Raw genomic sequence first — 18715 nt, 5'->3', positions numbered from 1 at the left:
AGGGGCGATGCGTGCAGGGACAGGAGGGAATGCTGCGCTTCGGAGAGTCGGACTGAAACCGCTTTAACGATCAACCAACAAGGTTTCAGATGGCGCGATGGCCGAAGCGGGCGCCCGCATATGAATGGGCGGCGGCCCGACATCGAGAAAGGTGAACAGCATGAAACTGATCCGAACCATGGCGGCCATGATGGCCGCCGCATCCGTGCTCGGCGCGTGCGGCGGCGGCGGCTCCAGCGACGTAGGCAAGGAACTCGGGCTGACCAACCCCGAGATCCATTTCGTGCATGCGATTCCGAGCGGGCCCGCCGTGGATTTTCTCGTGAACGGCAGCGCGCCGTCGGGACAGACGAATGTCTCGTATAAAGGTGCGACGAACTTCACGAACATCAACACCGGCTCGACCAATGTGGCGTATGCGGCGACCGGCACGACGACCGCGCTCGCGAGCGGCAATTTCCCGAACGTCGCGAAAGGCCACGAATATACGGTGATCGCGTTGCCGGGCACGACCGCGCCGGACATCGGCCTGATCGACGATCCGTTCGACAAGGGCCTGCTGTCCAATAGCGCGCGCGTGCGCGGCTTCAACGCGTCGAGCAACGCGCAGAATCTCGACCTCTATCTGGTTCAGGCCAGCAACACGAATATCAGCAGCACGTCTCCCACGATTCCTGCGCTGTCGTTCAAGAACGCGGTGCCGGCAAGCGGCCAGGATTCCATCTATGTCTCAGGCGGCCAGTACGTGCTGATCGCGACGGTCGCGGGCAGCAAGACGCCGATCTACCAGTCGCAGTCGTTCTCGCTGTCGAACAATGCGGACTGGCTGATCACGTCGGTGCCGTTCGGCGGCGCGGCGAGCACGCTTGCTCCGGGCCAGATTCATCTCTTGATCGTGCAGAACGGCAATACGACCACGCCGACTACCGAATTGTCGAACACGCTGACGGGCGTATAAGCTCGCGACGAAGCGCGCGCGCACAGCAGCGCACGCGGATAACGGCGAGTCCTGGGGAGGACGGGGCGGCGATCCACGCAAGTGGGTCGCCGCTTTGTTTGTGCGCATGCATCGGCATCGCTCTCACGCGCAAGCACGGAGCGCGTGCAAGCACGGCAATCGCGGCAAGCACGGCAAGCACGGCAAGCACGGCAAGCACGGCAAGCACGGCAAGCACGGCAAGCACGGCAAGCACGGCAAGCACGGCAAGCACGGCAAGCACGGCAAGCACGGCAAGCACGGCAAGCACGGGCTGCGGCATCCAGCAAAAAGCCCGCCGCGGTTTCCCGCGGCGGGCTTCGACATGGGCTTCGGCCATGCGCCGCCATGGCGCGCGGCCTTCAGACGGTTGCGATTACTTCGCCTGTTCGGCCGAGTTGGTAATGGCGTGGCCACCCTTCGAGATGTCCTGGCCGGCACCTGCCATCGTGTTGCAGCCGGCGAGCGCAGCCGTGCCTGCAATAAGAAGCAAAGCGATCAGTCGATTCATGGAAGTTCTCCTTGTCGAGAAGGTATCGGTTGACGTGCCCATCCTGCGCGGCACGCGCTAGCGACTGCGCTAGCTGCCGACCGTGGCTTGCGCCAATCTGTCCGGTCTGATTGCATGGTAAAAAAAGGGCGCATGCCGCGCTGTCGGTTGCGCTGCGATTTTCTTGTAGGCGTGCTCCGGTGTTTGCGTCGGCGCACTCCTACAACGGCGTTCGCGCGGGCGCGCCGGTACTCGTCACGTTCGGCATGCTCGGCATCACGACGTGGATGTCGGTGCCCTTCGGCACGCCGCGGCGAATGTCGAACCGCCCGCCATGCGCGGCGACGCGCTGGCGCATGCCGAGCAGCCCATGCGTGTGCGTGCGCTTGAGGTCGGCCGGCATGATGCCCACGCCGTTGTCGGCGATGTCGAGCGTCACGTGGCCGTCGCCGATCTGCAAACCGATCGACACCTGCGACGCGCGCGCGTATTTCGCGGCATTCGTGAGCGACTCCTGCGCCACGCGAAAGAGCGCGATTTCGGTTTGCTCGTCGAGTTGAATGTCGTCGGCGGGAAGCTGCAGGTCGAGCGTCCAGTTGTTGCGCTGCGCGGCTTCGTCGGCGAGCGTGCGCAGGGCCGTGACGAGACCGAAATTCGCGAGTACGGTAGGCCGCATGTCTTCGATGATGCGCCGCTTGAGCGCAATGCCCTGGTCCAGATTGGCGAGCGCGCGTTTCAATTTCTCGGAGATGTCGGGCTCGCTGTCCTTCAGCTTGCGGTTTGCCCACGCCACATCCATCTTGCTCGCGGTGAGGATCGCGCCAAGCTCGTCGTGCAATTCGCGCGCGAGCTGCGTCTTTTCGTTTTCGCTGACGGCCTGCAAGTGCCAGCCGAGCGCCTCAAGCTGACGTGTGCGTTCGTTGACGAGCTGATCGAGTTCTTCCTGCTGGGTGATCAATTGACGTTGCACGCGCGCCTGCCTGTCGATCTGAATGCCGAGATTGCGAAACAGCAGAATGAACAGCACGATGTTGAGCGCCGAGAGGCCGGCCGCGCACAGCGTCGAAATGCGCTGATCGGCGCGGCTTGCGGCGAGCGCGTGCTGGGCGCGCCGTTCTTCGTTGTCGCGCAGAAGGCTCAGCGTGCTGTCGACGAGCGAGGCGTCCGCCGCTTCTTCGGCGCTCGTGCTGCCACATGCCGCGAGGTCGAGGGGATGCGTCGCGGCGCGCTGCAACGCGGCGGCGCCCGTGCCGATCCGCGCTTCGATCAGCGCGCGGATCTGCGTGAAGCTCGCGAGTTCGGCGCCGTCGGCGTTGGCGCTGCTGTAAAAGCGTTCGAGCGGCTTTTCGCTCTCGCGGATGGCGGCCGCGCTCGCGCAGTAGTCGCGCGCGGCGCCGTCGCGCTTCGTCAGAAGAAAGTCGCTTTGCTGCGCGCTCAAACGCGATAACTGGCTCGCGAGCGTGCTCAGTTGCACGGTGACGTCGCGTGCTTCCAGCGCCGTTTCATATTCGGCGGCGATGCGCTCGCGCGCGGTTTCCAGAATGACGAGGCCGCCGACGGTAATCACGATCGCCACGGTCATCGCGATGGCCCAGCTGCGGCTGCGCATCCAGGCGCTCAGGCGGGCCGTGGCGCCCGGCTTTTGCGCTGTGTTTTGCGCTGCGTTCTGCGCCTCGCTTTGCACCTCGTTCTGCACATGCGGTGCGTTCTGCACGTTCGACACGTTCGACTCCCCGGATGAGCAATCAGTGTAACGTCCGCCGCCCGTTCCGCGCGCGGCGACGAGGCGCGGCGTAACGCTGCCGTAATCCAATGTAAGCGGATTCTCACACGAAAACCGGCGTGCGTCGGAATGCGCGCCGCGCCGCCGGTGGATACGATGAACCTGACCGTTCAATCACATTGAAGGAGGAAGCCATCATGCTGAAGTGGGCGTTGTTCTTCGCCGTCATCGCGGTGATCGCCGGCCTTCTTGGGTTTACCGGCGTGGCCGCGGGCGCGGCGGCGATTGCGAAGTTCCTGTTTGTCGTGTTTGTGATTCTGTGCGTGGTGTTTCTCGTGCTCGGCTTCGTGGTGACGAAGAAAATGGTCGATTAGCGGCGCTTTGCATCGGCAGGGCGTCTGAAGCGGACGCCACGCAAAGCGGCCTCGACTTGCCGGCCGATACAGGGCCATGCAGTACGGAAATCCACGCGGATACCAACAAGAAGGAGAATCGCCATGCTTCACTATGCCATCGTCTTTTTTGTCATCGCCATCATTGCCGCGGTGTTCGGTTTCACTGGAATCGCGGCGGGCGCGGCTGAAATCGCGAAGATACTGTTCTACATTTTCCTCGTCGTGTTCGTGGTCACGCTGCTGCTTGGCGTGTTCCGAACCTAGACCCGACATGAATCGCATCAACGCAGTGACTGACACGAAGTGACTTATACGACCTGACCCTGGCGACGCATCGCGCGAGCAGATTGCGCGATGCGCGCATCCCCCCATACGGAGAAAGGAGAAATTCAATGGCGAACACACCTGGCGCCAAGGGCGCGGCATCTCAATCGGCCGGCTCGTTCGTGCTCGATGTTCAGAAGATCCGCGCCGACGCCCGCAAGCACATGTCGGATGGTCCCGTCACGCAAACCTACGGCGCGGACCGCGAGACGGTGGTGAAGCTGCTCAACGACGCGCTCGCGACGGAGATCGTCTGCACGCTGCGCTACAAGCGGCATTACTTCATGGCAAAGGGCATCAATTCGGAAGCCGTCGCGACGGAATTCGCCGAGCACGCCGCCGAAGAACAGGAGCATGCCGACCGCATCGCGGAGCGCATCGTGCAGTTGGGCGGCGAGCCGGATTTTGCGCCGGACGGCCTGAAGACGCGCGCGCATTCCGAGTACAAGGAAGGCGAGAACCTCACGGACATGATCCGCGAAAACCTGGTGGCCGAGCGCATTGCCATCGACACGTATCGCGAGATCGTCCGCTATCTCGGCGAAAAGGATGTCACGACGCGGCGTCTCTTCGAGGAGATTCTCGCGGTCGAGGAAGAGCATGCGGACGATATGGCCGATCTGCTCCAGGGCCGCGAGTAAATCGGTCATCGCGCCGGAAGCCGCGTCGCAACCCGCGTGCAATTCCGGCGCAAACCGCGTGCACGTGATGGCGCGGGCATCACGGGAGTCCGGCCGCTCCATGTTCGGAGCGCGGCCGGACGTCATTACAATGTCTGCTTTGGAGCGATTCCATCGTACGGACACCAAGCCGATGATTCGAGTGTTGATAGCTGACGACCATGCGATCGTCAGAGGCGGTTTCAGACAGTTCGTCGCCGACGAGCCGGATATGTGCGTCGCGGCGGAAGCCGCGACCGGCGACGAAACCATCAGCCTCGTGCGCGAGCAGGCATTCGACGTCGTGCTGCTCGACATCGCGATGCCCGACAAGAACGGCATCGACACGCTGCGCGTGATCAAGCAGGTGCGCCCCGAGCAGGGCGTGCTGATTCTCTCCGGCTATCCGGAGAGCCAGTATGCGATCAACCTGCTGCGCGCGGGCGCGAACGGCTATCTGAACAAGGATTGCGAACCCGACGAAATCGTGCGCGCGATTCGCGCGGTGGCGCGCGGCCATCGCTATCTGTCGGAGGCCGTGGCCGACACGTTGGCCGACAATCTCGACAAGCCGGCGGCGGGGCGGCCGCACGAAGCGCTGTCCGAGCGCGAGTTTCAGATTTTTTGCAAGCTGGCGGCGGGACAGATTCCCACGCAGATTGCCGAGGAGCTGCATTTGTCCGTGAAGACGGTGAGCACATACCGGGCTCGCGTGCTCGAAAAGATGCGGTTGGCGAACAATGCCGATCTGACTTATTACGCGATCAAGAATGGTTTGATCGAATAATGGACGATCGAGAGATCCCGATGAACAGCGAATCGAACACCGTTGCCGAGTCAGCCAGCCACGCGCCGTTGCGCGTGCTGCTTATCGAAGACTCGCCGCTGATCCGCCGCAGTCTGGTGGAAGCGATCGACGCATCGGGTTCGCTGCGCGTGGCCGCTTATGCCGATTCCGCCGACGAGGCCATCGCGCTGCTGAGCGGCGAGGCGTTCGACGCGGTGATCGTCGATCTTCAATTGAAGCAGGGCTCGGGCGTGCCCGTTCTGGCCTACTTGCAGCGCGAAGGTCTGATCGACGCCGTGTTCGCGGCGGTGCTGACCAATCACGCGTTGCCTGCGTATCGCGCGCGCTGCGAGCAGTATGGCGTGCGCCACTTCTACGACAAGTCGTTCGAGTTCGATCGCGTGATCGACGCGCTGCACGAGTACGCATTCGCGCGAAGCAGCGGCTGAGCGCCGCGCGCTCAATCCTTCGCGATACGCGCTTGTCGCGTCAGGTGGTTCCATGCTGCGAAGCCCGCAAACAGCAACCCCGCGACGCTCACGCCGACCCATCCGAACACCGGCCACACGGCCGCGCCGACCCCCGAGCCAAGCGCTCCGCCGATGAAATACGCGACCATGTACACGGTATTCACGCGGCTGCGCGCTTCGGGCTTCAGTGCATAGATGCGCGACTGATTGGAAATCTGCGCGGCCTGCACGCCGACGTCGAGAATGATCACGCCGATCACGAGTCCCACGATGCTCTTCGCCGACACGCCGAACACCGCAAACGAAATCGCCACGAGCACGATGGAAAGCGTGATGACCGCGCGCGGTCCGCGCCGGTCCGCGAACTTGCCCGCGAGCGGGGCGGCGAGCGCGCCCGCCGCCCCGACGATGCCGAACAGTCCCGCTGCCTGCGGCCCGAGATGAAACGGCGCGCCGGCCAGCAACAACGCGAGCACCGACCAGAAGATGCTGAATGCGCCGAACATCGCGGCGCCCGTCAGCGACGCTTCACGCAGCGCGCGATGCTCGATCAACAGATGCCACATCGACACGAGCAGCTTGCCGTAGGGCAGCGTGGAAGTGGGCTTGCTCTTCGGCAAACGCAAAACAATGACGACCGCGAGCGCGAGCAACGCGAGCACGGAAGCCCCGAACACCGCGCGCCAGCCGAAGTATTGCGCGACGAGCCCCGACGCCGTTCGCGCGAGCAGAATGCCGAGCAGCAGACCGCTCATCACCGTGCCGACCGCGTGGCCGCGTTCCGACGGCGGCGCGATTTCGGCCGCGAACGGCACCGCCTGTTGCGCGATGGTGGCGAGCACGCCGATCGCGAGACTCGCGGCCACCAGCACCGGCAGCGTGGGAGCGGCGGCAGCGACGACGAGCGCGACGCCCATGCAGGCCACCTGCAACAGGATCAGCGCGCGCCGGTCGAAGCGGTCGCCGAGCGGCGCGAGCAGCAGCATGCCGCCCGCGTAGCCGAGTTGCGTGACCGCCGGCACCACGCCGACCCACGACGCGCTCGCGGGAAACGACTGCCGTAAGTTGTCGAGCAGCGGCTGGTTGTAGTAGATGTTCGCGACCGCGACGCCCGCGATGGTGGCGAGCAGAAGCAACAGGCCGCGCAATGACGGGTTGGCGGAAGCGGAGGCGTCGGAAGTGGACATGAAGTGAACGGGAAGCGGGCAGGAAGCGGACCGGAAGCGGGCAGGAAGCGGACCGGCCCAGGCGCGATCCTCAAGCGTGCCGATCATACCGGAGCGACACGAATCGTGCTGACGCGCGGACATCCCTTGCTTTGGGCGCTTTTGACAAAAATGCGAGATTTGCTGGGCTCGCCTTCGTAGAATCGGCGCGCTGTTTTTTCGAACCACGGCCCACTCGCGCGATTCCATGAACAACCCCACGACTCATTCGAAGACGCGCCAGCCGAGGCGAATCGGCGGGAGCCTGCTCGTCGCGCTGATCTGCCTCGCTGCCTGGGCGATTGTCACCGCGATCGCGCTGCGCGATCCGCTCGAAACGATGCTCGAATGGGAACTGCTGGCCGTGTTCGCGCGCCGCGAAACGCACGGCTGGTATCGCGCGGTGATCGCGATGGTCGGATTCGACGCGATTGCCGGAGTCTTCATTCTGGCTGGCGTGGGATGGTTCGCGCTGCTCGCGTGGCGCAAGTCGGCGCGCTTTCCGGCTCACATGCAGGCATGGCTCGGCGCGATTCTCGCGATGCGCGCCGGCGCGTATCTGCTCGGCGATTACATGACGCATGCGATCGGTATCGACATCGCCATTCCGTTCGACGGTTTGCTCCAGGCCGTCATCGCGGCCGCGCTCGGGATACCGTATTTCAAGGTATCGCGGCGCGTGCGTCAGACCTTCGTCAACACGTGAGTCGAGGCGAACCCGTTCAGTCGATCAGCGCGCCTTCGGGTTCGTAGAACGGATACGGGCCCTCGGCGACATCGACATACGCGTGATGCGTGACCATGCCCGCCGCGCGCTCGTAGTAATGCAGCGCATACGCGGGCGGCTCCATCATGAACGCGGACGGCGCGTCGCTGCGAATGTCGAGCGCGACCTGGTGCGCGGTGGCCGGCACGGCGCAAGCGATCGTGCCGCCAAAGCGCACGAACATCGGACGATGCACGTGTCCGCAAATCACGCGCTCCACATTCGGATAACGCGCGATCAACGCAGCGAGTTTGCTGGCCGCGGCAGCATCGAGCCGCAATGCGTCCATATGCCCGATACCGCAGGCAAACGGCGGATGATGCAGCGCGACCACGGCCGGCTTGCCATTGGCCGCATCGAGTTGCGCCGCGAGCCAGGCGAGCCGCGCGTCGCACAGCGTGCCGGCGCTTTGGCCCGGCACCAGCGAATCGAGCGCGATCACGCGCAGCGCGCCGACATCGACCGCGTAGTGCACGAACTCGCCGCCGTGCTGCAACTCCGCGTGATCGGGAAACGCGGCGCGCAACGCCGCGCGGTCGTCGTGATTGCCGACCAGCAGCAAGTACGGAATCTCGAGCGGCGCGAGCAGCGTCTTCAGATGTTCGTATTGCTCCGGATCGCCCTGATCGACGAGATCGCCCGTCATGATCACCGCGTCCGGACGAGGATCGAGCGCATTCAACGCGGCGACGCAGCGTTCGAGATACGCTGCGGTATCGACGCGGCGATACGCGAGCGCGCCGGGCCGCTTGATATGCAGGTCGCTAATTTGAGCCAGCAGCATGGGGAATGTCCTTGTTTTCCAGCGCGCCCGCGAAGGGCGCGGCTTCATTACGATAGCGCGATCAGCGCGTCCTGCCCGATCGAGATGCCGACCGGCGTGCCGCGCGCCAAAGCGACGCGGCCCGCGACGTCGACGAACAACGCGTCGGGCGCCGCGCCGCTAATCGTGAGACGCGTGCGCTCGCCGAGAAACGCGCTGTTTTCGATGTGTCCGCGCAATTGCGCGTCGGCGGGATCGGCAAGGAACGCATCTTCGGGGCGAAAGAAGATTTCGCGGGCCGAGGCCGCGTGCGCCGAAGGCAGCGGCACCGCGCCGCCGGTGGTGTTCAGCATGCCGTCGCGGCACTCGCCGGCCACGCGGTTGATCGTGCCGACGAACTGCGCGACCGTGCGATTCGCGGGCCGATAGTAGATGTCGCGCGGCGCGCCGATCTGCTCGATGCGTCCCGCGCTCATCACCACGATGCGGTCGCCGAGTTCCATCGCTTCGGCCTGATCGTGCGTCACGTAGACCGTGGTGATGCCGAGTTCGCGCAGCAGCGCGTTCATCTCGCTGCGCAGGGCGTCGCGCAAACGCGCGTCGAGCGCGGTGAGCGGTTCGTCGAGCAGCAGCACGCGCGGCTCGACGGCCAGCGCGCGCGCAAGCGCCACACGTTGACGCTGGCCGCCGGAAAGCTGATCGATCGGTTTGTCGGCGTGGGCGGACAGACGCATCATGTCGAGCAAGCCGTCGACGCGTTGCCGTGCGGTTCGCGCCGGCACGCGCCTGATCTTCAATCCATAACCGATGTTGCCGCGCACGCTCAGATTCGGAAACAGCGCATAGCTCTGGAACACCATGCCGACCTGACGTTTTTCGATAGGCAACGCGGTCACGTCCTCGTCGCCGAACGCGATGCGGCCGCCCGCGTCGGGCGTTTCGAGCCCCGCGATCATGCGCAGCGTGGTGGTCTTGCCGCAACCGGACGGGCCGAGCAGCACGACGGTCTCGCCGGCCGCGATATGCAGATCGAGCGGTTCGAGCACGCGTGTGCCGCGATACGTTTTCGCGCATTGCGACAGCGCGATGGGAACGGAGACAGGTGCAGAAGCGGGTTTCATGGCGTCGTGATGGCTTTCGAAACAGAAACGTCGGCGCGCTTTTTCGCCGCGCTGCGCTGGCCGGTCGCATCGACGCCGAGCCATTGCATTGCGACGAGCAGCGGCATCGTCATGATGAAAAAGAGAATCGTGTACGCGCTGCCGAGCTCGATGCGCAACGACGCATACGTGTCGGCGAGACCGACCGGCAGCGTCTTCGTATCGGGCGTGTGCAGCATCCACGTGAGATTGAATTCGCCGATGGAAAGCGTCAGCACCGCGAGCGCGCCCGCCACGATGCCCGGCCTCGCGTTGGGCAACACGATCGTCAAGAAGCGCTGCATGAAGCTCGCGCCGAGACTCGCCGCGCCTTCTTCGAGCGTGCGCAAGTCGTTGCTCGCGCAAATCGCGGCGACCGCGCGCACCATGAACGGCAGCGTGAACACCACATGCCCGACGACAATAAACGCCACGCTCATGCGAAACATCGTGAAGCCGCCATACACCACGAGCAGCGCCAGCGCGGACGCGAGACCGGGCAACGCGATCGGCAGCACGAGAAATTCCTCGATGATGCGCGAGAGCCGCGTCTTGCTGCGCGCGAGCACATAGCCCGCGGGCACGCCGGTCAGCAGCGTGACGAAGAGCGTGGCCGCCGCGACTTCGAGCGAGAGCAGCACCGAGCCGTGATATTGCGTCCACACTTCGCCGAGCCAGCGCAGCGTGAATCCGCTGGACACGCCCTTGAAGTAATTGACCGTGAGCCCGGCGAGAATCGACATCACGACCGGCACGATCAGGAACGCGCACAGCAGCAGCGTGACGAGCCACTGGCCCGCCGCGAGCCATGTTCTCGCATCCGGCATGCGAAGGCGTGGGCGCGGACGGGCCGCGGGAGGAGTAGGCACAGCGATGGAATTCATCGGGAGGTTCTGTTTCGGGTTGGGCGCCTGGCCGCGATCGATCATGCCGCTCATGCGCTGGCCGCCACGGCCGAGCCGCTCACGCTGCGCGCGAGCGCCAGCACCGCCCACGTGACGATGCCGAGCACGATGGAAAGTCCGGCCGCCGTCACCATGTTCGCGTTCAGCGTGAACTCGGTATAGATGGTCATCGGCAATACGTCGATGTCGGTCGCGAGCGTGAAGGCGGTGCCGAATGCGCCCATGGCGGTGGCGAAACACACCGCGCCCGCCGCGATCAGACCGGGCGAGAGCGCGGGCAACACGATGTCGCGCGTGATGCGCCACGGCGATGCACCGAGCGAACGCGCGGCTTCTTCGAGCGACGCATCGAGCTTCGTCGCCGAGGCCATCACCGTGACGATCACGCGCGGAATCGAGAAGTACAGGTAGCCGAGAAAGAGGCCGCTCATCGAATACGCGAACACCCAGCGGTCGCCGGTGAGCTTGAGCGACAGCGCGCCGACGAGGCCCTGGCGTCCCGCGAGCATGATGACCATGAAGCCGACCACCACGCCGGGAAACGCGAGCGGGAATGTCAGCAAGGCGAGCAGCGTGCGCTTGAACGCAAACTCGCGGCGCGCGAGCAGCAAGCCGGCGATCACCGAGAGCACCAGCGTCGCCGCCGTGACCGCCGCCGATAACACCACGGTTGCCGCGAGGCTCGACATGTAGCGCGAATTCGTCAGCATCGCGCGATAGGTGGCGAACGCGTGGCCGTCGCCGCTCAGTTGCACGAGCGCGCCCATCGGCAGCAGCCAGAACGCGATGAACACTGCCAGCGCCGGCGCGAGCAACGCAATGCGCCAGCGCAGCGGGAACGTGATGTCGTTCAATGCATCACCTGAAGGTAACGCTCGCCGAAGCTCGACTGCTTCTCGGCCATCTTGCCGAAGTCGACGGGCTTCGCGCGTGCATACTCGCTGGCCGGCAGGAATTTCGCGGCGGTCTGCGCACTCATCGCGTTCGGGCGCACCGGACGCAGATACGCATCGGCCCACAGTTTCTGGCCTTCGTCGGAGAGCACGAAGTCGAGCACCTTCTTGCCGTTCGCTTCGTGCGGCGCGCCCTTCACGAGACTCATCACGTACGGCACGGAAATCGTGCCTTCCTTCGGAATCACGAATTCGACATTCGCGTGATCCTTGTATTTCGCACGATACGCGTCGAAATCGTAGTCGAGCAGGATCGGAATTTCGCCCGACATCACGCGCGCGTAGGCGGTCTGCTTCGGCACGATCGGCGCGTTGGCCTTGAGCTTGCGAAACCAGTCGAGGCCCGGTTCGAAGTTATCGAGCGTGCCGCCGAGCGCCTGATTCACCGCCACCGCGCCCGCATAGCCGACAAACGCGCTCGACGGATCGAGGTAGCCGATCATGCCTTTGTATTCGGGCTTGAGCAGGTCGGCCCACGAGCGCGGCACCGGCTTGCCTTCGAGCGCGTCCTTGTTGACGAAAAAGCCCAGCGTGCCCGAGTGGATCGTGAACCAGTAGCCTTGCGGGTCTTTCATGTTCGCCGGGATGTCGTTCCAATGCGCGGGCTTGTACGGCTGCACGACGCCCTTGTCCTTCGCCTGGAATGCCGAGGAAACGCCGAGATACACCACGTCGGCAACCGGGCTTTTCTGCTCGGCCATCAACTGCGCGATCGCCTGGCCGGAGTTCTTGTTGTCGAACGGCACGCGGATGCCGGTTTTCTGCTGGATCGCCTTGATCTGGCTCGCCCAGTCGGCCCATTCGGGCGGGCAGTTGTAGCAGATCGCGGTTTCGTCGGCGTGGGCGGTTTGCGGCGAGACGCCGCCGAGCGCGGCGCTGAGGACGATGCCGGCGCACAGCGCGGTTGCCGTGGAAGCCGCGAAGCGGCGCATCAGCGGTATCAGCGCCGAAGCAGGACGGAGGGAATGGCGGATCACTGCGGTTCTCCAGGAGAGAAAGAGAGCGGGTGGTTCAGGGTTGAAGTTGAAAGCGCGCGGACGCACGTGTCGCGGCCGTGTCGTTGCGGCTGGAAATAGCGGCGATGGTCGCGCCTTCGCGCAAGCTGTGCGGCAGCGTCAGCGCGAGCGGCGTTTCGCCGAGGCCTTCGTAGCTGCCGGTCACGCGAGCGAGCAAACGGTGCCAGGCCGCGCAGCCGATCTCGCGATTCGGCGCGCACACGCTCGCGAGCGGCGGCGACAGCAGTTCGCCCATCGCGAGGCCGTCGAAGCCGAGAATCGACATGTCGCGCGGAATCTGCAGACGCGCGCGGCGCAGGCCGCGCATCACGACCATCGCGAGCAGATCGTTGCTGCAGAAGAGGGCGCTTGGGCGGTTCGCGCCGCTCGTCAGATGGGCGAGCACCGAGGGCGCGAGTTCATCGGCATTGAAATCGACTTCGAGCGCGGGCGCGGGCGCGAGGCCGGCTTGCTGCATCGCCTGTGCGTAGCCGAGATGGCGTTGCCGCGCGCGGTCGGACGCGGCGAGCGTGCCGGCGAGCATCAGGATGCGGCGATGCCCGTGCGCGATCAGCATGCGCACGCCTTCATAGGCGGCGAGGCGGTTGTCGACGGATACCGACGGACGCCACACCGTGTCGTTGTGCATCAGCACATAGAGCAGGCCGTCGCGGTCGAGTTCGTCGAGAAGCGGATGCGTGTCGGCGTCGGCCACGGTCAGGATCAGGCCTTCCACGCGATGTTCTCGCAGCGTTTCGATTGCGTGGCGTTCGCGGTCGGCGTCGTACTGCGTGGTCATCAGCATGAGCCGGTAGCCTTGCGCGGCCGCGAGTTCGTCGATGCCTTGCAGGCACTCGGCGAAGACGGGATTCGCGAGCGTCGGCAGAATCACGCCGATCAGGCGCGTGCGCTCGCCGCGTAGTTGACGGCCGAGCGGGCTGGGCCGGAAGTTGAGCGCGTCGATGGACTGCCGCACCTTGTCGAGCGTGACGGGGTTGACGGTGTGCGGCGCGTTGATCGCGCGCGAGACCGTCGCGATGGAAAAGCCCGCGTGCGCTGCGACATCCTTGATCGTCGGGGTCATGATTTCCGCTTCGTTGTAAACGTTTTCGGAAGCGGATTATCGGGAAGGTTTGTGACTTGCGGATGACTTGAGTTCTGGCGGCGCAGCGATGCGGCCTGGCGGCTTGGGGGCCGACAGGGCGGCCGGTTGGTCCGCCTGGCGGCCAATGGTAGAATGCGCGTCCACGCGTTTTGCCCCACCCTCGCCGGGGTGATGAAATTGGTAAACATAGCGGACTTAAAATCCGCCGCTTCACAGCTTGCCGGTTCGAGTCCGGTCCCCGGCACCAGGAAGTCTTCCCACAAGTTCTCGTGAATTCCGCAAAGTCGCCGTCCCATAGGGATCTGCGGCTTTTTTTGTACCTGCATGTCCCGGGATTATCGCGGCGTAGTCTGCCGTCTCGATCGGGACATACCCATGCCGCTTACCGACAAAAAAATCAGGAACGCCCGATTCAATCCGGACGGTGCAGGTAACCGACTGTCCGACGGCGGACGGATGTATAGATAGGTCGGGCTCGAAATACTGGCGCATGAACTACCGGTTCGCGGGAAGGCCAAGACGCTCGCACTCGGCGTGTACCCCGATGTGTCACTCGCGGCCGCGCGGGAGAAACTCGACGGCGTGCGTGAGAGACCGGCGGCGGGGATTGACCCTGGCGAAGCGAAGCGGCTGGAAAAGCGTGCAATGCGTGTTGCCGCGGCGAACTCGTTCGGAGTGGTTGCGCATGGCCTTCAGACGCACTCGTACCAGTTCTTCGAACGGTTGACGATGCGTACGACAAGCAGCATGACCGGCACCTCGATCAGCACGCCCACGACAGTCGCGAGCGCGGCGCCGGAGTTGAAACCGAAAAGGCCGATGGCAGTGGCGACGGCCAGCTCGAAGAAGTTCGATGCGCCGATCAGGGCGGATGGGCAGGCAATATTGTGCTTCTCGCCGACCGCCCGGTTAAGCCAGTACGCCAGCGCCGAATTGAAGAACACCTGGATCAGGATCGGCACGGCGAGCAACACGATGACGAGCGGCTGCTTCAGGATAGCTTCGCCCTGGAAGGCGAACAGCAGCACCAGCGTTGCAAGCAGCGCCGTGATCGACCACGGGCCGATCTTCGCCATCGCCGCATCAAGTGCAGCCTCACCTCGCGAGCGCAGTGCCTTGCGCAGAATCTGCGCGAGCATCACGGGAATGACGATGTAGAGCACGACCGAGGTGAGCAACGTCGCCCACGGCACAGTAATGGCGGAAATGCCCAGCAGCAGGCCGACGAGCGGCGCGAACGCGACCACCATGATGCTGTCGTTGAGCGCGACCTGAGAAAGCGTGAACAGCGGATCACCGCCGGTCAGCCGGCTCCAGACGAACACCATCGCCGTGCAGGGCGCGGCAGCCAGCAGGATCAGCCCGGCCACGTAGCTGTCGAGCTGCGCCGCGGGCAGCAGCGGCGCGAACAGATGCTTGATGAACAGCCACGCGAGGAACGCCATCGTAAAAGGTTTGACCAGCCAGTTCACGACGAGCGTAACGCCGATTCCCCGGATGTGCTGACGCACTTCATGCAGCGAACCGAAATCCACCTTGACCAGCATCGGAATGATCATCACCCAGATCAGCAACCCGACTGGGAGGTTGACCTGAGCGTACTCCATCCGGCCAATCGCCTGAAACACGCCGGGCGACACCTGGCCGAGCAGGACGCCCGCGACGATGCACAGCGCGACCCACACGGTCAGGTATCGCTCGAAGAAGCTGATGGCCGGACTCGAAGTGGTCTTGCGCGAAGCGGCGACGTGGGGGGTATTCATGGACAAATCGATGGAGAAGAGTTCAGCTTTGCAGGATGTCGTTGAGCGCCTGCTGAAGCTCGGCATTGCTCAAACGATTCAAGGGAAGTTCAAGCAGTTGAAGCATGCGATAGCCGATTGCCTGGCGTGTCAGTTCGAACGCCTGACGCTTGCCTTCATCGCCGCCGGGGGCGTTCGACGGGTCGGCATAGCCCCAGTGCACCTTCACTGGACTACCGGGCCAGAACGGGCACTGCTCGACGGCCGCGCTGTCGCATACCGTGACGACGATGCGCATTTGCGGCGCGCCATCCTGCGCAAATTCATCCCAGCTCTTGCTGCGATAGCCTTCGGTATCGATGCCGGCGTTCGTCAGCGCTTCGAGCGCGAATGGATTGATGCGGCCGCTCGGGGTACTTCCCGCGCTAAACGCGCGCACGTCCTTGCCGAGCCGGTGAGCCCAGTGGTTCAACATACCTTCAGAGAGCACGCTGCGCGCCGAGTTGTGCGTGCACAGGATCAATACGTTGGTGGTCATACGCTCCTCGTTGAATTGCGCGCCGGACTCAGCAGCACGACGAAGACTTGACCGGAACACCGACCGGTTTGTTTGACGGCGGCGCGCCGAAGACGCGATGTCGTGTCGCCGTCACGGATCTCCATGCGAGCATCCATTTCTATTCGGCGACGTGAATGTGAAAGCGCTTCATGACCGCTTCTCCTTGATGGGAGAACACGCTGAGGCCGGCGAACAAGGGTTGCCGCCGCAGCAGTTCTCGGTGAGATAGACCAGCAGACCGTTCATCGTTTCGAAGTTTGCGCAGTAATAGACGAACCGGCCTTCCTGCCGACTGGTGACGAGCTGGGCGTGCGACAGCTCCTTCAGATGGAAGGAAAGGGACGACGGCGCGACGTCCAGCAGCGTGGCGATCTGGCCTGCTGGCATGCCTTCGGGGCCTGCCTGCACCAAGGCGCGAAAGACAGCGAGCCGTGACTCGTGCGCGAGCGCCGCCAAAGCGGCGATGGTCTGGTTTGTTTCCATATTTCGATAATAGTCGAATTGTTGTTTGAATGACAAGAATTTTGCTGGCTTCACCTTCCTGTGATGGGGAGGTGAATACTGCAATCAATGACGAGGCGTTGGGGCGGTCATGCCTGTCGAACGACTTCGAACAGGGTTGGCTATCCGACGATGAGCGGCCGCTCATAGGGTGACAATGGTCGAAGGCCTCGCGTACTCAACTGGCTGATGAGGACCGAAAGTACGCATTCGTTGACTTGGCGACAGCGGCTGCCCGTCACGTCGCTCTGCTGTACTGGGTCGGTTCGCCCAGTACAGCAGAGTCGGCGTGACGGCGCCCGGGTTCACTTGCTCGCTTCCATCACTGACTGTTAAACGGCAGTGTCCATACCGTAATGTCGTTCGGGCTTGCGTTATCGTCGACGGCGCCAAATTGCACCATGTCATGATGTACCTGTGAGAACGCGATGCCGAAAGCACCGCCTGTCGCTGGATCGACTGACAGTTGCGCGACAAAACGGCCCTGCGGCGTGAACTCGGTCAACTCGCTAGGATTTGCCGGATCAGGATTGATCGCGTCGCCATTTGCGGTGAACAGATCGCCGTTCGGGCCGAGCGCCAGCGCGAGCGGGCCGTGCAGATGCTTGTTGTCCGCATAGATCACCACGCCTTTGCCGCCGTCGTATTGCGTCGTTCCCGCGCCGAAGAGCGCGAAGATCGCGTTATCGGCGGTTGACGCGACATACAGCACGTCGCGTTGCGGATCGTATGCAAGTCCGGTCGGACCGACCACCAGTGCGGACGGGTCGCTGTGATGCGGGTAGCCGGACGCGATCCGCGTCTGGCGGACGATGTGGACGCCGCTGCTATCGACCGTGACATCGAAGCGCACGACCGTCCCGCTCAGCACATTCGACACGAAGATCTTCGCAGAGTCGCCGTGATCGAAGATTGTCAGGTCCCAAGGCCCGTGGATGTCCGCCTTGGTCTTGAGGAACGACCATTCTGCGGCAACGCCGCCATTACGATTGAGCACCAGCAGTGAGCCATCCTGGATCGTGGCGAAGGTGCCGTCGCTGGTGGGGGTGTTCCCGACCAGCACGAAGCCGCCCCTTAGCACGCCAAGCGCGGTGGTCAGGCCAAGACCATTCGGACCCTGGAAGAACACGACCGGGTTGCTATTCGGCACGATCTTGACGATCGTCGTACCCGTGCCCTGCTTATTGGCTGAATTGTTGAAATTGGAGACGAGCAGATCGCCCGGCGAGATCGTACCGAAGGACGGGAAGCCATCGGGCACGAACGCGACGCCATACGGGTTGAGGTCGCCGTTGGGGGGCACCGTCGGCGAAGTGACGAGCGGCGGCGGCAGCAACTGCATGAGGTCGCCGGCCACCGCGCTGCCCCCAGCGGAAAACGCGAGGCTCGTGCCGCATAGCGTGGCCAGCAGTAATCGCTTCCACGCGTGGCCTGAGTTGCGGGCCGCTCGATTGCTCGACTGCGGGTCAGCATTCGATTCAAAGCCTTGTCCTTGTATGAGGTAGTTCATGACTGGCTCTCCACGAAAGCTGCGGGGCGGCAAGTCTGCTGTCGCTGCACGCATCGTGCGCCGGCCGCCGCAGGCAACAATCGCCCCTGCCCATCGCGATGGGCATTGACGCCTCGGCCCTGCGACCCGAACGCGGGCCGCGCAGCGTTGGCCGCGGCGGGGCGAATTCCTGGATACAGGCAAACCAGGCCCTTGCCGGCTGGACTACCGGAAAAGGGCCTGCGACCTGCACGGGCAACTGGAAATGGCTCGCTCGACAGCATGCGCGAAGGCGGGCGAAGCGTGGGGAGTAAACGGCTGACCAAGGGAAATATTCCGTGGCGAACCGGCGGGGCAAGAGTGGATGACTGCTGGATGACTGCTTCGGCCGATGGCTTTGCAGCAGCGCAATGACCTGAACGATATCGACACATTCAGGGCTATACCCCGACGGATGATTTTTATCGCTTCACTCCGGCCTTGCAATGGGTGGACCATTCAACGACGCAACCTTGACCTGCGCTCAGTAACCACCGCCCGAGGAATCGGTTGAACTGCTCGACGCGCCGTTGCCGCCTTGATTCATATCGCCGCTCGCGGCCACGGATACAGAAACCGAGGCCATTCCGAGGCAAACGAGACATGCAAGAACCATCCAAAGCCGCTTCATGATGATTTTCTCCTGGGGAAGCTCGCAGGAAGTCCCACGGAGGGGCATCCTGCGAGGCATGAGCCGCGCTATTCCCGACGACGCCAAACTGCGGTTGCA

The 18715-nt window shown here is 63.9% G+C and carries 20 protein-coding genes, 1 tRNA gene and 1 pseudogene; 9 read left to right on the top strand and 13 right to left on the bottom strand.

Annotated elements, in window-relative coordinates:
- Positions 1-160: 160 nt before the first annotated feature.
- A complete protein-coding gene (locus VOM14_RS09980; protein WP_327628527.1) occupies positions 161-958 on the top strand; it encodes a DUF4397 domain-containing protein in 798 nt (265 codons plus the stop codon).
- 394 nt (positions 959-1352) lie between these two features.
- On the opposite strand, the gene VOM14_RS09975 is transcribed toward VOM14_RS09980, so the two are convergent.
- Both VOM14_RS09975 and VOM14_RS09970 read right to left on the bottom strand, forming a co-directional pair.
- Entirely contained in the window at positions 1353-1487 is a 135-nt protein-coding gene (locus tag VOM14_RS09975) for an entericidin A/B family lipoprotein (RefSeq protein WP_327628526.1), read from the bottom strand.
- 199 nt (positions 1488-1686) lie between these two features.
- On the bottom strand, positions 1687-3189 hold the full coding sequence (locus tag VOM14_RS09970; RefSeq protein WP_442955528.1) for a sensor histidine kinase: 1503 nt from the start codon (positions 3187-3189) through the stop codon (positions 1687-1689).
- A gap of 197 nt (positions 3190-3386) precedes the next feature.
- Here VOM14_RS09970 and VOM14_RS09965 point away from each other — a divergent pair, with 197 nt between their 5' ends.
- The 5 genes from VOM14_RS09965 (at position 3387) to VOM14_RS09945 (ending at position 5803) form a co-directional block, all read left to right on the top strand.
- Complete coding sequence (locus VOM14_RS09965; RefSeq protein WP_327628525.1) at positions 3387-3563, top strand: DUF1328 domain-containing protein; 177 nt, start codon at positions 3387-3389, stop codon at positions 3561-3563.
- Between the two features lie 123 nt (positions 3564-3686).
- Positions 3687-3848: a DUF1328 domain-containing protein gene (locus VOM14_RS09960; protein WP_006052455.1), complete on the top strand. Its 162-nt coding sequence runs from the start codon at positions 3687-3689 to the stop codon at positions 3846-3848.
- A gap of 128 nt (positions 3849-3976) precedes the next feature.
- A complete protein-coding gene (locus tag VOM14_RS09955; RefSeq protein ID WP_327628524.1) occupies positions 3977-4549 on the top strand; it encodes a ferritin-like domain-containing protein in 573 nt (190 codons plus the stop codon).
- Positions 4550-4721: 172 nt separating this feature from the next.
- A complete protein-coding gene (locus tag VOM14_RS09950; RefSeq protein WP_042322477.1) occupies positions 4722-5354 on the top strand; it encodes a response regulator in 633 nt (210 codons plus the stop codon).
- A gap of 20 nt (positions 5355-5374) precedes the next feature.
- Positions 5375-5803, top strand: a complete 429-nt coding sequence (locus VOM14_RS09945; RefSeq protein WP_327628523.1) for a response regulator — start codon at positions 5375-5377, stop codon at positions 5801-5803.
- A gap of 11 nt (positions 5804-5814) precedes the next feature.
- Here VOM14_RS09945 and VOM14_RS09940 read toward each other — a convergent pair whose 3' ends face one another.
- A complete protein-coding gene (locus tag VOM14_RS09940; protein ID WP_327628522.1) occupies positions 5815-7011 on the bottom strand; it encodes an MFS transporter in 1197 nt (398 codons plus the stop codon).
- 226 nt (positions 7012-7237) lie between these two features.
- Here VOM14_RS09940 and VOM14_RS09935 point away from each other — a divergent pair, with 226 nt between their 5' ends.
- Positions 7238-7735 (top strand): DUF2569 domain-containing protein, encoded by a 498-nt coding sequence (locus tag VOM14_RS09935; RefSeq protein WP_327628521.1) that lies wholly within the window; start codon positions 7238-7240, stop codon positions 7733-7735.
- A 16-nt stretch (positions 7736-7751) separates the two neighbouring features.
- Here VOM14_RS09935 and VOM14_RS09930 read toward each other — a convergent pair whose 3' ends face one another.
- From VOM14_RS09930 to VOM14_RS09905, 6 genes are all read right to left on the bottom strand, one after another.
- Positions 7752-8579: a phosphodiesterase gene (locus tag VOM14_RS09930; RefSeq protein ID WP_327628520.1), complete on the bottom strand. Its 828-nt coding sequence runs from the start codon at positions 8577-8579 to the stop codon at positions 7752-7754.
- A gap of 47 nt (positions 8580-8626) precedes the next feature.
- Positions 8627-9679, bottom strand: a complete 1053-nt coding sequence (locus VOM14_RS09925; RefSeq protein WP_327628519.1) for an ABC transporter ATP-binding protein — start codon at positions 9677-9679, stop codon at positions 8627-8629.
- Positions 9676-10581, bottom strand: coding sequence for an ABC transporter permease (locus VOM14_RS09920; protein WP_327628612.1), 906 nt, complete (start codon positions 10579-10581; stop codon positions 9676-9678). The genes VOM14_RS09925 and VOM14_RS09920 overlap by 4 nt, the downstream gene beginning before the upstream one ends.
- Positions 10582-10631: 50 nt before the next feature.
- Positions 10632-11456: an ABC transporter permease gene (locus VOM14_RS09915; protein ID WP_327628518.1), complete on the bottom strand. Its 825-nt coding sequence runs from the start codon at positions 11454-11456 to the stop codon at positions 10632-10634.
- Positions 11453-12487: an ABC transporter substrate-binding protein gene (locus VOM14_RS09910; protein WP_442955531.1), complete on the bottom strand. Its 1035-nt coding sequence runs from the start codon at positions 12485-12487 to the stop codon at positions 11453-11455. The genes VOM14_RS09915 and VOM14_RS09910 overlap by 4 nt, the downstream gene beginning before the upstream one ends.
- A 79-nt stretch (positions 12488-12566) precedes the next feature.
- Positions 12567-13634: a LacI family DNA-binding transcriptional regulator gene (locus VOM14_RS09905; protein WP_327628516.1), complete on the bottom strand. Its 1068-nt coding sequence runs from the start codon at positions 13632-13634 to the stop codon at positions 12567-12569.
- Between the two features lie 183 nt (positions 13635-13817).
- Here VOM14_RS09905 and VOM14_RS09900 point away from each other — a divergent pair.
- Positions 13818-13902 (top strand) — tRNA-Leu (locus tag VOM14_RS09900).
- 128 nt (positions 13903-14030) lie between these two features.
- Positions 14031-14345: pseudogene (locus tag VOM14_RS31410) on the top strand (Arm DNA-binding domain-containing protein); the annotation flags it as partial.
- Positions 14346-14347: 2 nt separating this feature from the next.
- On the opposite strand, the gene arsB reads toward VOM14_RS31410, so the two are convergent.
- From arsB to VOM14_RS09875, 4 genes are all read right to left on the bottom strand, one after another.
- Positions 14348-15418 (bottom strand): ACR3 family arsenite efflux transporter, encoded by a 1071-nt coding sequence (gene arsB, locus VOM14_RS09890; RefSeq protein WP_327628515.1) that lies wholly within the window; start codon positions 15416-15418, stop codon positions 14348-14350.
- A gap of 22 nt (positions 15419-15440) precedes the next feature.
- Positions 15441-15935 carry an arsenate reductase ArsC gene (locus VOM14_RS09885; RefSeq protein WP_327628514.1) on the bottom strand — a complete coding sequence of 165 codons (495 nt, stop codon included), beginning with the start codon at positions 15933-15935 and terminating at the stop codon, positions 15441-15443.
- Positions 15936-16103: 168 nt separating this feature from the next.
- Positions 16104-16439, bottom strand: a complete 336-nt coding sequence (locus tag VOM14_RS09880) for an ArsR/SmtB family transcription factor (RefSeq protein WP_327628611.1) — start codon at positions 16437-16439, stop codon at positions 16104-16106.
- A gap of 340 nt (positions 16440-16779) precedes the next feature.
- On the bottom strand, positions 16780-17967 hold the full coding sequence (locus VOM14_RS09875) for a hypothetical protein (RefSeq protein ID WP_327628513.1): 1188 nt from the start codon (positions 17965-17967) through the stop codon (positions 16780-16782).
- Positions 17968-18715: the final 748 nt, after the last annotated feature.

The organism is Paraburkholderia sp. MPAMCS5 (assembly GCF_036016995.1).
Lineage (GTDB): Bacteria > Pseudomonadota > Gammaproteobacteria > Burkholderiales > Burkholderiaceae > Paraburkholderia.
This window is presented reverse-complemented; position numbering and strand designations above follow the sequence as displayed.